At 39.3% G+C, this 14,759-nt stretch carries 15 protein-coding genes; 5 read left to right on the forward strand and 10 right to left on the reverse strand.

Annotation, left to right across the window (positions count from 1 at the left end; genetic code table 11):
• Window positions 1-59: 59 nt before the first annotated feature.
• Window positions 60-446 (forward strand): hypothetical protein, encoded by a 387-nt coding sequence (locus tag ACZZZC_RS20650; protein WP_090985806.1) that lies wholly within the window; start codon window positions 60-62, stop codon window positions 444-446.
• Window positions 447-503: 57 nt separating this feature from the next.
• On the opposite strand, the gene ACZZZC_RS20655 is transcribed toward ACZZZC_RS20650, so the two are convergent.
• Genes ACZZZC_RS20655 through ACZZZC_RS20665 form a run of 3 tightly spaced genes read right to left on the reverse strand, consistent with a single transcriptional unit; the run spans window position 504 to window position 5,719 of the window.
• Complete coding sequence (locus ACZZZC_RS20655; protein WP_159435273.1) at window positions 504-1,862, reverse strand: RagB/SusD family nutrient uptake outer membrane protein; 1,359 nt, start codon at window positions 1,860-1,862, stop codon at window positions 504-506.
• Between the two features lie 25 nt (window positions 1,863-1,887).
• Window positions 1,888-5,142 (reverse strand): SusC/RagA family TonB-linked outer membrane protein, encoded by a 3,255-nt coding sequence (locus ACZZZC_RS20660; RefSeq protein ID WP_316845005.1) that lies wholly within the window; start codon window positions 5,140-5,142, stop codon window positions 1,888-1,890.
• 10 nt (window positions 5,143-5,152) lie between these two features.
• Window positions 5,153-5,719, reverse strand: coding sequence for a TlpA family protein disulfide reductase (locus ACZZZC_RS20665; protein WP_090985812.1), 567 nt, complete (start codon window positions 5,717-5,719; stop codon window positions 5,153-5,155).
• Window positions 5,720-6,329: 610 nt separating this feature from the next.
• On the opposite strand from ACZZZC_RS20665, the gene ACZZZC_RS20670 reads away from it, so the two are divergent.
• From ACZZZC_RS20670 to ACZZZC_RS20685, 4 genes are all read left to right on the forward strand, one after another.
• Window positions 6,330-6,593, forward strand: coding sequence for a helix-turn-helix domain-containing protein (locus ACZZZC_RS20670; RefSeq protein ID WP_090985814.1), 264 nt, complete (start codon window positions 6,330-6,332; stop codon window positions 6,591-6,593).
• 111 nt (window positions 6,594-6,704) lie between these two features.
• A complete protein-coding gene (locus ACZZZC_RS20675) occupies window positions 6,705-7,433 on the forward strand; it encodes a LytR/AlgR family response regulator transcription factor (RefSeq protein WP_090985817.1) in 729 nt (242 codons plus the stop codon).
• A gap of 193 nt (window positions 7,434-7,626) precedes the next feature.
• Window positions 7,627-8,763: a sensor histidine kinase gene (locus tag ACZZZC_RS20680; protein ID WP_139222304.1), complete on the forward strand. Its 1,137-nt coding sequence runs from the start codon at window positions 7,627-7,629 to the stop codon at window positions 8,761-8,763.
• Window positions 8,764-8,812: 49 nt separating this feature from the next.
• A complete protein-coding gene (locus ACZZZC_RS20685) occupies window positions 8,813-9,376 on the forward strand; it encodes a hypothetical protein (RefSeq protein ID WP_090985821.1) in 564 nt (187 codons plus the stop codon).
• Between the two features lie 166 nt (window positions 9,377-9,542).
• Here the strand turns inward: ACZZZC_RS20685 and ACZZZC_RS20690 are convergent, their stop codons facing one another.
• The 7 genes from ACZZZC_RS20690 to ACZZZC_RS20720 form a co-directional block, all read right to left on the reverse strand.
• Window positions 9,543-9,722, reverse strand: coding sequence for a histone H1 (locus ACZZZC_RS20690; protein ID WP_090985931.1), 180 nt, complete (start codon window positions 9,720-9,722; stop codon window positions 9,543-9,545).
• A gap of 244 nt (window positions 9,723-9,966) precedes the next feature.
• On the reverse strand, window positions 9,967-10,758 hold the full coding sequence (locus ACZZZC_RS20695) for a PRTRC system ThiF family protein (protein WP_090985823.1): 792 nt from the start codon (window positions 10,756-10,758) through the stop codon (window positions 9,967-9,969).
• Window positions 10,755-11,471: a hypothetical protein gene (locus tag ACZZZC_RS20700; protein ID WP_090985825.1), complete on the reverse strand. Its 717-nt coding sequence runs from the start codon at window positions 11,469-11,471 to the stop codon at window positions 10,755-10,757. Before ACZZZC_RS20700 ends, ACZZZC_RS20695 begins: the two co-directional genes overlap by 4 nt.
• Complete coding sequence (locus tag ACZZZC_RS20705) at window positions 11,446-12,603, reverse strand: hypothetical protein (RefSeq protein ID WP_316845004.1); 1,158 nt, start codon at window positions 12,601-12,603, stop codon at window positions 11,446-11,448. Before ACZZZC_RS20705 ends, ACZZZC_RS20700 begins: the two co-directional genes overlap by 26 nt.
• Window positions 12,604-12,622: 19 nt before the next feature.
• On the reverse strand, window positions 12,623-12,841 hold the full coding sequence (locus ACZZZC_RS20710) for a PRTRC system protein C (protein ID WP_090985829.1): 219 nt from the start codon (window positions 12,839-12,841) through the stop codon (window positions 12,623-12,625).
• A gap of 18 nt (window positions 12,842-12,859) precedes the next feature.
• On the reverse strand, window positions 12,860-13,396 hold the full coding sequence (locus tag ACZZZC_RS20715; protein WP_090985831.1) for a PRTRC system protein E: 537 nt from the start codon (window positions 13,394-13,396) through the stop codon (window positions 12,860-12,862).
• Between the two features lie 264 nt (window positions 13,397-13,660).
• On the reverse strand, window positions 13,661-14,746 hold the full coding sequence (locus ACZZZC_RS20720) for a DUF932 domain-containing protein (protein ID WP_090985835.1): 1,086 nt from the start codon (window positions 14,744-14,746) through the stop codon (window positions 13,661-13,663).
• Window positions 14,747-14,759: the final 13 nt, after the last annotated feature.

Below are 14,759 nucleotides of genomic sequence, written 5' to 3' on the forward strand. Positions count from 1 at the left end.
ACCATAATTCAACTAAACTTTTTTGGATATTTTTTCAAGCAAAAAATACCTACTAAAATATGAATACATTACGCAAAATAGGCTTTGGAGCCTACGCATTACTGTTAGGTTTAACAGTTTTGTTCACGCAGTCTGCATTTAAGGCTGCGAATGGTAAAATTTCAAAATTTGAAGCTTTTACCTTTTATTATCATGGTCCAGCAACTTACACTATCAGTGAGGTTGAGGATGAAAACAATTGGAGCACTACTCCTCCAGAAGACGAATGCAGTGGTAATGATAAAGCTTGTGAGATCACTATTGATCGTAGTTATGTGAATAATCCAGACACTGCGCCAACAGTAAAATCCACTTTGAACCTGACTGCGGGTTTAAGTTCAGCCAGTCTTGCCCGTGTAACCGGGTCTTCGGACGGGTCAATGACTTACGCCAATAATCAGCAGTAAATGAAACTAGGGCAGGACTATCCAGTCCAGCCCTGTTTCCACTATCAATTAACTAATCTAATTTTGTTGCAATCCCTGCTCAATGATGTCAGTTGGCAATGGCAAAGCATAAAACTTGGAATTTGGCTCAAGAGAATATATAACTCCATTTAATGCCCGCTTAAGTGTAATCCCAGCACCTTCCACGTTATATCTTTTGATGTCAGCCCATCTAATATTCCTCATAAGTAATTCCTTCCGCCGCTCTTCCCTGACTTTAGAAAGTGCATCAACTTTCCCTATCGCTGTGACAGGTATAAAAGGAACTGAGTTCTTCCATCTTTTTTTCCTTAATAAATTCAGATCTGTCAAAGCTGCTTCTATATTTCCAAGGTAAGCATTCGCCTCTGCTCTATTTAGGATCATCTCATCCGTTGCCAAACCACTAAAAAAAGTTGTTGAACTTGAGGCATAACTGCCCTTGAATTGCTGATACTGACCATTCGGCCTAAAAAACGCTTTTTTGCGCAGATCATCTGCACTATAGGAGTTGTATAACAGGGTATCAATTTTCCCTCTTGAAGTTGAATGAATTGAAAATCCGAAGTTAAGTTCTGTGTAGAAAATAGTTTCTTTATTAAACCGCTTAAACGGGACATTTAGATCAATCCCCAATAAATCAGTATCTGAATTATAATCTATCAAACTTGACTTTATTTTCAGGCATTCATCGGCATATTTAAATGCGGCAGCGTAATCACCCATGTAGAGCTTCACCCTGCTCAATAAGGCAAACGCAGCTGCCCTGGAAGGCCTTAAGGTATTCTCTCCTACATTTGGCAATAACAATAGCGATTCTTCAATATCCGAGATAACCCTATCTAAGCATTTTTTTACCGTAGCCCGCTCCGATTTGACATTAAAATCGGACGATAGTCTCAAAACAATTCCCAGATCCCTTTCTGAAGTTGCCGGGTTATATGCTAAACCGAATGTTGTAGTCAAGCAATAAAAATAATAACTTCTAAAAAAAAGCGCTGATCCTTTAATATTATCCCACTGTTTTGAGTTTAAGTCATCTCTAGGAATGGTGGGTAGTATCTCAAGACATAAATTGGAATTATACACTGGGAGATAGGCGTCTGACCAGTCATTCCCAAATCTATAGTCTATAGATTTCCAAAGATATACGTCTCTTAGTGTCTGGTTAAATCCACTAAGTGTTGTTGGGAGTAGAAAAAAATCATCTGCTTCGCTTTCTCCATAAGATGGAGTTCTCATCAGGTTCATAGTAGCGCCATCGTCAAGCATTCCCTGGAGGTCGTCTACAGTTTTTGGAACGATTAGTTTGGCATCAGATTTTTTATCGAGGTATTTGTCACAACCAGACAAAATGTTCATGCCCACTAGTATCAATAATATGCTGAATCTGTACATAACGTTTATTTTAAAATTTTTAGCATTAAAAACTTCCCCTGATCCCAAATGTGTAACCCTTAAATGGGTTGATGCGCCCAACATAATCAGGATCGATACCATCCTTGTTTGCCCTCCAGATTATCCCAAGAGATGTGGCATTAAAAAAAAGATCAAAAGTTCGAAACGGAAATCTCCATTTACCCGCATCGAACCTATATCCAAGATTGACATAATCTAACCGGATATTATCACCGCGAATTATGTTGACCTCTGAATTTTGGTAAAAAGAATCACTTAGACCATTTATTGGATAGATAAATGCGGGAACATTGGTGAACGATTCATCCCCCGGCTTCTGCCAGCGCTTCTCATAATCAGCATTTCCAATTCCAGAATTCACTAGAGAATTATAGGAAATAGTCTCTTTTCGCGCGAAATACCCAAACCTATAACTCAGGTTAAAAGATAAAGTTATGTTCTTGAAATTAAACGAATTGATCAAAGAGCCAAAGTAAACTGGACTTGCTGGGCCTATGTACCTGATATTGTCGCCATTTAGATTTCCTTCCGCAGAAATTGCAGCATAATCTGTACTTACGGCTCCCTTTAAGTAACCTTGTGGCAGGCCGCTGGAATTGAGTCCTGCCCACTTATATGCTGCTATTGCATACAAGGGTTTTCCCTCAATGGGTGTAATAGACTGTCCAGCACCCAAAAGCCCAAATATCCCTGTCACACTCTGCCTGTAATATTTAACAGTTTTATTTTCAGAGTAATTAAAATATAGGTCCGTATCCCATTTAACATTACCCGATTGAACATTGAGGGAATGAAATTCTGCATCTACACCATAGCCTTTCATATCAGCCACATTTCTGGTAACATCAGCGGCTCCGCCCCAAGCCGTATAATCGAATGGAGTGAGTCCATATAGATCAGATCCCCTTTTTATGTAATAAGCAATTGAACCTTTAATTCGATCCTTTCTGGTTGCAAAATCAATTTTTATATTTAACTGGGAAAGCTGTTCCCATTTGAGATCGGGATTATTGATCGTTCTAATCCTGACGTATGGTAGTCCAGTAATCGCATTAGAACCATAAAGCCCCACAGGTGATGCCGTTCTTGAAAGGTCTACATTGCCACTATACCCAAATGTTGATGTTAGCCTTAGTATGGGAAGCTCTCTTAAATTATAAAAATTCTCGTCAGAAATAGTCCATCCTAATCCAGCTGACCACAAAGGCTTCCATTTATCATTGGTATTTGCCCCAAAAATATTTGAGCCATCTTTTCTAACACTTGCAGATACTGTATATTTTCCTTTCAGAGAATATACAGCATTTCCGTACAGACTAATAAAACGATAATCAAGTTTTGTGAGTACGTCACCAGAGCTAATCTGATTGGTACTTCCAGTAATAAAATTGGGAAAACTATTAATGTAATCTACGTTCCCGTATGTCAAAGGATCGCCATTATACCCGTAAAATAAATTAGTATTACCATCGGTTCCACTGTTTCTCGCCTCTGCGCCGACAATAATATTAACAGAATGGACACCAAAATTTTTAATTCCATTCAATTGGAATCGGTAGGTCGCAGAGTTAATGTTATTCTGTGCAACCCGTGATATACCTCCCTTGGGAATATTATATTTCACGATACCTGTAGATCTGTTTAATTGGGAATAACTGTTAACAAGATTTCTTGCGTAATAACTGTTTACTGAATAGTCATCTGTTGAGATTTCCTGCTGAAACTGCTGCTGGTATGTAAGATCGGCCGAAAGGAAGGATAGAATTTTATAGTTCAATGATATTGATCCATAGATTTCCCTCCGCTTCTGTTTAAATATTGTATTTTCATATTCATTAGCAGGATAATATTTCCAATCCAACAATTTACCGCCGCCGGCAGTATCAGTATATATTTGCCGATAAACCTGAGCCAACGGAATAGCATTACCCAATTCATCTTCAAATTTCAGATATGTCGGTTGCCTACCTGCAGAACTTAAGCTGCCATAAACGGGTCTTCCATTTTGGAAAGAAGCGGCTGTGAGTAAGATATTGGTTGATAAGGTAAGCTTTGAGCTAACCTTATAACTATGCGCAAAACGTAAGTTAGTTCGCTGAGTGGAGGAATAGCTTTCATCAACCGTCTGATCATGACCTGCTGAAAGTGAGTAAGAATTATTAATAGCTCCCCCCCTTATTGATAATGCATACTGTTGGGTTACGGCGTGTCTGTAAAATGATTTCAGATAGCTATCCCTAACATCTTTGCTTCTTAATAAATCAAGTTGCTTAGTAGCCTCTACATTTGTTAACTTATTAGATCTCAAAGCCAATAATATTTCTACAACAGGGGTCAAAGCCTGATATCCAGTATTAATACGATTGTCAAAAAACCCTTTTTCAAATAACATTTTTTCGACGTCTATATAATCACTCGAGCTCATCGTCCTAAACGAACCTAAATTGGGTTTTTCGTTAACTGTCGTGTTTGCATTGAATGAAACTACGATATCCTGATTATACCGACCTTTTTTGGTAGCGATAACTATAACGCCATTTCCTGCTCTTGCACCCCAAATAGAAGCCGCTGATGCATCTTTAAGAATGGAAATATCCTGAACATCAAAAGGATTAATGTTATTGATATTACCCTCATATATAAATCCATCAACCACGATCAGAGGATCAAGAGGACCATTGATGGTGCCCAGACCACGGATGGATATTCCGGTTGTATTTTGTGGGTTCCCATTAGCTTTCCCAACATTCAGTGTTACACCTGAAGTCTGACCTATAATTCTGTCCAGAATATTGGTTCCCGTTCTTGCATTTAACCTTTTCTCATCGATTACAGAAACACTGCCATTTACCTCATTAGGTCTTACCCGTTGATAACCTGTACTAATCTGCACATCACCAAGATCACGGATTTCAGGCACCATTTTAACTGAGAGATATCTTTTACTTTCTTCAGGATTTCGGATTATTCTACTAACTGTAATATATCCGACTGCATTAAATCTTAACGTATCTGGCAATCTTCTCAACTCAACAATAAAACGTCCAGTTGAATCTGCAGTACGTGTACCGCCTGAACCAGAGCGCAAAATGACATTAACGCCTTTCCCATCTGGAAGAAACACCTGGCCTTTTATTATGTTGCGTCCATCCTGAGTCAGGGGATTCTGAGCAAATACAGAGGAAACTGAAAGCAGGGTCATCAAAAATGCCATGATCCATAGTGCTTTATTACTTAGTCTGTAATTACTAAAATTCATCTTTACCATATTATCTCTCCTTTACCGGTAAATGAAGATTCAACCCAGCGATTAATCTTGAAATGTTTTCTTCCTTCAGTTCGTCTGGGCCAGTAATTGCTTTTATTCGTTGATCTGCACCGATCCATACATAATGAGGAAATACATTATGAGGAAACCATATCCTTGTGTTTTTTGGTTTTAGAAGAATAGGTAATGTTATTTCCCGGCCCTCACTTTTTCTTTTTTCCAGAAAGTCCATCAGGATTTTCTCAGTATCCCTTTTGGCATCATCCACTAAGATAATGGCTAGCCTATCCCCATATTTCTTTTGAAATTCCTGCATGTGGGGAGTATATTTAAGGCATGTACTACACCATGTTCCCCAGAAATCAAGAATAATAGCCTTACCCTTATAATCCGATAATTTTAAAGTTTTCGAAATATGGTTGTAAACTGAGTCGAACATAAGATCAGGAACCTTATCTCCGATTACAAAGGCTTCATTTTTAACATTTTGTTGGTATTTAAGCTGAGCATTAGCTTTAAAAAATAAGCATAGCGTAGCCATAGCGATAAATAATATCGTTTTTTTCATGATTTGTTAGTTAGTTGATTAAATGAAACTTTTCCGGTGAATCCGGAAAAAATTAAATGCTCACAGGAGGCCAAGAACCAATACTAAACCTATATTAAATTAAGCACTGCCTCCTGTAGGCACAGGGGGATCACTCAGGGTTTTTAGGCTTTAATGCATACATCCTATTAAAGGGACAGTAGCATAAGACAATTGAAAAATTTAATAAAAATTTTAGAAAATAGAGGACAAAACCATACAATCCATTCTTAAAACAATGGTTAGTTAGTTCTGAATTGTGATTGTCTATTTTCATCCTCGTATTGGTTATACGAGTCTTGGTGATTGAGTTCAATAAATGTGAGAACTACCAACCGTGGTGCAATAAAGTTTCTGACGCCTTAAGTGACACGGAATTACAGCAGTTCCCACATCTATTTCGAAATACAAATATATTGATTTCTACACATAGATATGGGTATTAAACTGCTGTCCTACGTCACGGCGTCAGAAATTGCGACCGCAAGACTCTTATTAATACCTAATTAATATATCTCAAATATACGAAAAATATCAAAAACCCTACTATAGTAGGGCAAACATTTTTTTGTTTATTCTTTACTTAGTCAAAATGGGTAAAGCGTCTGAAATAGAGCAGTTTGTAATTGATAAAGTGAGGGAAATCAGGCTTTTAAAGAAGTATGGTCAAAAGCAATTATCGCTTGAAATGGGGCTGAGCGGAAAATTTGTTGGAAACGTTGAGAGTACGAAAACCGATGATAAATACAATTTAAACCATTTAAATAAAATTGCCGAAATCTTGGAATGTTCCATAAAGGATTTTTTCCCTGATGAACCGTTCGCAGGAGACCTGGAACGAATTTACCCTAAATAAATGATCATTTAAATTGTAAATTAAACCGCTCTTCGACTATCCTTATTGTTTAATCAGTAAAACTAAATCAATGAAATAAAAGAAAAATTAAACCATCCCAAACTACCGCTTATGAAAAACAAAATCAGATGCGTCATCATTGATGATGAACGCCATGCCATTTTGCTACTCACCACTTATATCAGTTCTATTCCCAATCTTGAACTGGTCAAAACATTCAACAACCCTCTAGAAGCATTATCCGGAATATGTATTGAAGATGAGATCGACATCATATTTCTAGATATTGAAATGCCCTATCTTACTGGACTGGAACTGGCTCTCGAGCTAAAACCTAAGGTCAGGTCGATAATTTTCACCAGTGCATTTGACCGATCTCTTGAAGCTTTCGAAGTTAGGGCTACACACTATTTATTGAAACCTATCAAACTAGCCAAATTCACCCAAATAGTTGTTGGAGTGATGGAGAACGAACTCTCCTTAAAGCAACAACCTGGAAAAAATATCAAGTTTTATAAAACGGGCGAAAAGGGGAAACTTACACGATTGAAAAAGCAGGACATCCTGTACTTTGAAGGTGCAAAAAATTATGTTACAATGGTAACTTCCAAAACTGAACAACTTGTTTATCTGACATTGAAGGATGTTGAAAAAATATTCAGCAAAGATCTTTTTTATAGGGTCCATCGATCACATATAATCAATGCAAGAAAGATCCAGAAAATTGTTGGAAATACGATAAACCTTGGACAGGGCCATCAGGTTCAAATGGGCGAAACCTATAAAAAAGGTCTCATAAAATTTCTTGAAGAAAAAACTTTGCTTACCGGCCGGATTTAGCAAGATTGATCAATTAACGGTTTGCATCTGCGATGCCTCCAGTAATAGTAATGAGGATACTTGATGTAGTCGGATCAGTACCATGGGAATTTCGGTTCCCTGCCGAGCTAAAGACAAAAACTGTTTTTTTCTTCAGCCGCTTTTCGGTGCGTTTCATAGCTTTTTTTTTATGAAACTAGCCGTGTTTTAAAGCTTGAAAGAAGTTATTACACCAGCAGTATTAGAGGTTTTACCAAATTATATTATGGCCGTGATGAAGCACTTTACGATTTTACTATCCAGGTATAAAATCCACTTTCTGAGCTGGGCACTTTTCATCAGTGCCGAGACAGGTATAATCGGGTTGGCTACTGGAGTATTCGGGGATGCCAAGAGTTATATCTATCATTATATACAGAACATAGGCTTATTCTATCTATGTGCGCTATGGCTGTATCACCGGATTTTTCAGGTTAGAAATAATTGGATATGGAAGCTGCCAACTTTTTTGGGGGCCGTCTATTTTTTCTACCTATTTACGAGCTATGGCATAGACACGTATCTTCTGAAAGAAACCACTTGGTACAGTTATCACAAAATAAGCATAGGTAAACCGTATATTTTCAGCCAGCTATGGAGATCGTTGATCTTTATGGGAGCAGCAGGATTTTATTACCTCTTTCTTGTGCATCTAAAAGAGATAGAGGTTCGTAAGAAAACGGAAACGGAATACTACCAGAGCATTCTTTCCGAACGCGAACTTCAGATAGAACTGGCAAACGCGAAAAACTCATACCTTAAAGCGCAGATCAATCCCCATCTACTGTTCAATGTCTTAAATTTTATCTATCAGGACGTTTATGGTAAATTGCCGAAATCAGCAGAAGCGGTTATGCAGCTTTCCGATATTATGCGTTACAGCATTAATTGTGAGTTCAGTGAGCAGACCGTCCCTTTAAAGGATGAACTGGAACAGATAGACAGGCTGATTATATTGCACCAAACCCGGTTTGAAAATGATATATGCATAAATTTTACTTATCCTGCGGAGTTGGTATCCAAGAATTTTATTCCACTGGTGCTCGTAACGCTGGTAGAAAACATCTTTAAACATGGTATTTTTCAGGACCCTGAAAATCCGGCCAATCTTGATATCGGCCTGATAAATGACCAGATCGTAATTACTTCTAGAAATCTTCTCAATAGAAAAAAAACGTCACAAAGTATGAATAAGGGACTGGATAATATCAGACAGCGGCTTAAACTGATCTATGGTAGTAAGGCATCAATGGAATACAGCACTTCTGAAGGGATATTTGATGTACGGATTATCGCTCCCCTATTAGATTGATTTATCAGGAACCTCCATCTGTCAATAATACATTAAAAAACACCACACCATGAAAAAATATATCATACCCACCGTTTTATTTTTGCTTCCATTTTTTGCAAGTGCGCAATTGCCCGCAACCCGGGTAATTAACTTTACCTTGCGGACGGTCGAAGATGGGCTTATCCTGGTACCACCAAAAGGAAAATATAATCCTGTTACCGATAGTCTTGATAAGGTTCTGAAAAAATCACCAAAAGACACAACCGCCCTCCTCTACCGATCACTGTTATATTATAGTTATAACCAGATGCTTGCTGCACCCGCGCAAAGGACTAAGGGAACTTTAGAGAATCTGACAATAGCAAAAGATATGATTGAGCTGGCAATCAAAGAAAAAATACTTGATTCACGTGCGAAACTCTTACGTGCACAGATCTATAGCGAACTTTGTTTCAGGTTTAGTGGGGATGAAAGCTGGATGTTCAGTGCCACACAAATTGCATCAAGAAAAAAGCTGTTCAACACATATAAGTTAGCTGCGAACAAATATTATGATGAACTTGGCATAGCTGATAAGAACCATGCCTACGAATATTCCAAGAAGAAAGTGAATTACAATTATCCTTTATGATATTATGCTTTCCCACATTCTATTGCATTGCTAATTTTCACAAATTATCGTGCTGGATTATGATCTAAAATTGGCAATATTTTAAATATCACAAAGAAGGTTTTTATTAACTAAACAAAAAACCACTGATGCTGATCAGTGGTTTTTATCCCAAAACAGTTATTGTTTATTTTTCGCTGTTTTTCTTTTCTGTTACTTCAGTTCTGATATCCTGAGCTAAAACCTTTAAGTCCTGCATTGCTTTGCGCACCCGTGTACCGGCAGCTGCATTTCCATTGTCATAAAATTTTGCAACATCAGCCTCAACTGAAGCGATCACTTCCTGTACTTTTTTGAATTTATCCATTACTTTTCTTTTTTTGCGGTCAAAGACCTCACTGTTAATTGTTTTATCTTTCAGAATTGATTCCAGGGCCAAAACTAAACATTTCATCCAAAAAACCAACGGCCGACAAATGTCACTATTATGTGTATCACGGGTAAACTGATTTTTTCACACGGCAGTCTGTTTAGCCTTGAAATGTGGGGGGCAAAAACAGCTGCCGAAAAACGGGCGGGCGTAGCCCGCCGCCGGGCGATTTGGAATAAGTTTATACCGCTATCGGCTGTGATCTGAAACCTCCCAAACTGAGAAAACACCCTCTGTGTTCTATGATGCCCACCCTTAGCATCTGCCACAAAAGAGATGCGGCCATATTCACGAGTGCAGAATTTATAAAAAGATCCTGCTTTCCAAGGGCTTCGGCTAAAGAGCAGCTTGGTTGATTATCCAGTTCTTCTCCATTCTCTAACATTACTTTATACTCATTTACCATAGAAGGTAGCATTCCAACTGTCTCGAAAGTTAAAGATTTAGCTTGCTTAATTTCTCCAACGGTGGATAGCACAGCCTGTCCCGAATCCCTGCCATTACCAAGATCAAGCAGATAAATAGCGGAATCACGATCAATGTGGTGTTCTTTCCCCGAATGGAGACTTTCTTCTATTTCAAGCCTGGCCCCAATAGTATCAACGCAAGAAACGGTAATATTAGCCAAACGTTTTTTCGCAGTGCTTATATTATACCCGTAGGGCATAGCCTTCCAATCCGTCCCAAAAAAACGGTTAACACGGTTGATGAGTGCAACTCCTTTATTCAATCCTATCTCATTTTCGGTAAAAAGCTGCCTTGCGAGATTGGCTCGCTGAACTGTATCATGGTCAAATACGTAAACATTCAGCCCTGCATGCCCAAGCACATTTAGAGCATGGTTGATCCTTGCAAGGGCTGTAAGCATCTGACTGCCACTTCCTCCTGCACCGATCAGGTTAACTGAAATAGGATTGGTAGGATTTAAGAGGTAAGGGTAAACAATGTGTACCCGTTTTTTTATGCCATTCATGATAGGATATCTTTAAGTTTTCTGCCATTTTTTTTGAGTATTGAAATAGGAAAATCTGTGACTTTGCCAACCTGCCTTTTCCATAGCTGCACGATGTTACCTTTTACTGGTGAAACCTGCTCTAATAGATGGCTAAAAGCCGATCCGAAAAAATACTTTTCCCACTCCGCCATAAACCGCTCCAATCTACAGTCCTTTGGCACATTGATGTCCACATTGCCCATACATACCCTTCCATCTATGTAACAATTGAAAAAGGGGGCGAAGTATAACGGTGCAGATAAATCAGGTCTGTTTTCTTTGCCCAACGCCCAAACCCACAAATGATTTTTGGTAGCCCTCCACAAAAGGGGCGGCAACATGGCTTCTCCGTCACCGATGCCAAGTTCCTTTTTAAAAAGTAGATGCTGCCTGCACCTTGGAGTAAACCAAACTGCACAACCGTCTCCTGCGGAACTGAAGTAAAGAATATTCTCGGGAATAAGCCCCTCGGGCTGTAAAAAAGCAGTATGTTTTTCTTTATCACTTTTTTTAAGTGATTCCGCTAGTTGCCTGCTCTCCTTTATTGACAACGGATGGGCATTTATTGGTCTGCCTAAGCTGTCCATATCATAACTCTCTACATAATGACTGCCTTCGGCCTGTGACGAGTAGAACAGCAACGCTTTATAAGGCATAAAAATCTGATCAAGAAGTGGTGTTATATTTTTCATTGTGAAAGTCATTTAGATTATCGGATATTTCATTTAAAAGATCAAAGAACTCCTTTTCAAAAGAAAGGTCGTGAACAGGCTGATCCTGCTGCAAATCGAAAAACTGAACGCTTAACGGTTCATCGATAGAATCAAACTCGTTAAGTTCTGCATTGACACATTCAATAATTTGATCGTATAAATGATCAGAATTACTCCACATAAAGGAGATATACTGGTCGGCCATGATTATGTTTTCCCCATCATTACCCTTACAAAACTGATCACCATAAATACTGTCCATTATTGAGCGGTTAGGGTAATCATTCATCATTTTACATACCCTTTGGGCAATGCGGTGAAGTGTGATTTCTGCACTGGTTTTAGGAATGAACTGCTCTTGCCTTTTTTTTAAGGTTTTTAAATTCACCGGATTTTTGAGCCTTTCCAACAACTTTAACCCCTTTTTACGGCTCTGCAAAATCTCATTAAGATAGACTTCCTGTTGACCTAATTCTTCGAAATACTCCGGTTCGCTGCTCCACTCTGTTACATTATCGTAGATATAATATAGATAGCTGCTATCTTCTTCATGATAGGGAACTCCTCCTATCTGATAAAGATATGCGCAGACCGATAACAGCAGTTCAGCCGTTTCCTTTCGGGCTTTATCTGCCAGTAGAGTATTGAGCGGTTCAACTGGCAGATAAAAAAGGGTCATCCCTGTATCAAACTGCTTAACTGTAGTTAAACATGCAAGGCTTTCCTCGATGGATATAATCTTAAGGGAAAGGCTATCATCCAATAAGGCCATTTTTTTGTTCAGTTCAGCGAATGCCAATGCTATATTTTGCGGATATGGACTTTGATTATGGTAATCTATTGCAATACCATATAAGGCACACAGATTTTTAGCGGACTGAAAAAAATCCTTTTCAAATTTCCTCCAATTTTTCAGTTCATGGGGGTAGCTTTTAAGTACAGGTAAGAAATGGTGGTTTAAAAAACCATTTCCGTTAAAATCGGGGGTGCAGGCTTTTTCGGATTGTTTTTTATATCCGATAGATCGGGCGTGCGGTCTAGGTTCTGCGCAAAGCTTGCTAGCTGTTGGTGCAGGTAGTAAGCTTTGGAGTGTGGTGTAGTTCTGAAACATTTTACCCTCCTTTTCATAATTATCCCTTGGTGCCGAGTGTGGTGATAAATCTATATTGCATTTCGTCACCAGTTATTTCGGGGCCTTCAATTTTTGCAGTTGTCAAGATCGGGTAAGTTCCCGAGTAAAAATCCATGACCTGCTCGGGGCTGAATGCTCCCGAGGGGTCGGATAAACGGATGTCCTGTTCCCTAGCTTTAAGAACAAATACCCTTGGCAATATCGTTGCTGTCATCATAACATTATTTTTATGCGTTTACAATAAGGTCAGCTGTTTGCTTTTCCATTCCAATTCTTTCCTCAATTTCTCGATCTCCGCCTTTTTTTCGGGAAAACTTTCTACAACAGGGAGCAGGGCGAGGGCTTCCGAATACTTACAGCCTGCATTGAGTTTGTTGATTTCCGACAGGATGTCCTCAAATTTTGGCCTATCTTCGGTTGACTCGTGTATACTTTCAGTTGCCCCCTTTTTATCGGCAGATTTTTCGATCTTCGGTTTTACCATAATCTTGGCCTTTGCATCCTCAAGCCCTTTATTGTAGGCAGTAAGGTTGGCGAAGAGGTTCTTTGTTTCTTCGATTGGGTGAACAAGGGCATCGAAAATCCCCTCATCAATCTCCTGTGGAGTTCCCCTGTAGACCATCGGCGGGAGTGTGTTTTTATCGTCTCTATTTCCCCCATCTTTTACCACAACCGAAACCACCACTTCGTTTTCTGTTGAAAAGCTTACGTTGAATATCCATACTCCTGTACTATGCAGGCGTTGTATGGCCTGAAAAAAATTAGTCCTCATGACCTGCCCCCCTTGTCTTTACGCAGGGCTATGCCCCTGCTCCGTGAAATAGTATGGTAACCGTTCTGCGCGATTACATCCCTGATAATATTTTCTGCATGACGGATACGTACTGCATCCCCTGCTGAAATACCCATAAGGGTAAGATTTTCAAAATGCTTTAAAGTCTGTGCGATTTCCGCAAGCACCCTTCGTTCTGTTTTTTCTGTCAATATGCTCATGATAAGTGTTTTTTATGGGAGCGGAAGAACCGCTCCCGATGATTTAATTTAACTGAAAGTCTACATTGCCGTTTTTCCCAAGGTCAAGGCAAAGGTCAAAGGCTGACTGTCCCCTCTGCTTTGCTGTTCCCTCAATGATGGATTTAAATTTCGCCTCGCTGTCCTTGAATTTTCGGGCATTCTGATAATAGCCCGTCACGGCATTATATGCCCCGAAAAGGGTGCCTTTGGCGGTATCGATCAGCTGTGATGGTGCGCTCATCGCATAGCTGTAAACGTCATCCACAATATTTTTATAAACACTCGAAGCTTCATCCAGTAATCCCCTTTGCAGTTTGTCCAACACCTCTCTATTTGGAGCCATTGCAACCTGTACCAGTTTTTTAAGGTCTGCATCGGTGATACGCACCTTTGCCCAATGGTTGAAAATCTGCTCCATTTCATCACCTATTCTGCCCGAAATACCCATAAGCGTGTGTGCCTGTTTTAAACGGTCGTTTGCACCCGAAGAATGACGGATTCGGATTGAACTGCTTGAGTTTTTTATGGCAGCATTAAGCGTGTTATTGCATACAATTCTTACAGGGGTAAAGGCAGCTGTAATGCTTCCAAACCCATCGTGAGAGGTGGTGAGAAATAAATATTGTTCAATAAGATCATCTTTGCCCACTTTGATATAGGAGGGCAGTTTGGCGGTGATAAAAATTCGCTCACCTTTTCCCAAAGCCCCTGCGGTTTCATAAAGGATACCCTCGCCTCCCCCAACAATGCTATCGAAGAAAGAAAATGCCTCTGTATTCTGAACTACTTTATAATCCCTGCCCACCACTCCGAGGACTTCCTCTGTATCTGTCCGTACTGTAGAATAAAAATTCGGCACTAATATATCGGGCATAAAGGCATCATTCAGCCCCCCTGCATCTTTGCTCTGAAAAGTAACGAGGTTACGGGAATCAACAGTAAATAGCGGACGTTTCTCTACGTTATAGTCCAAACCCGCAAATTTTAGCGCTTCCGCTGAAGTGGGATAAGATTCCACTATTATACCCAACCCGTGCCAAGCTTTTTCCTTTACCGAAAAAAAACTGTATTTATCTGTTCTGCTGTTATAATTAAGGTTATGTGCCATGATAAAAAATTCT

It is taken from the genome of Pedobacter sp. AC212 (genome assembly GCF_979258625.1).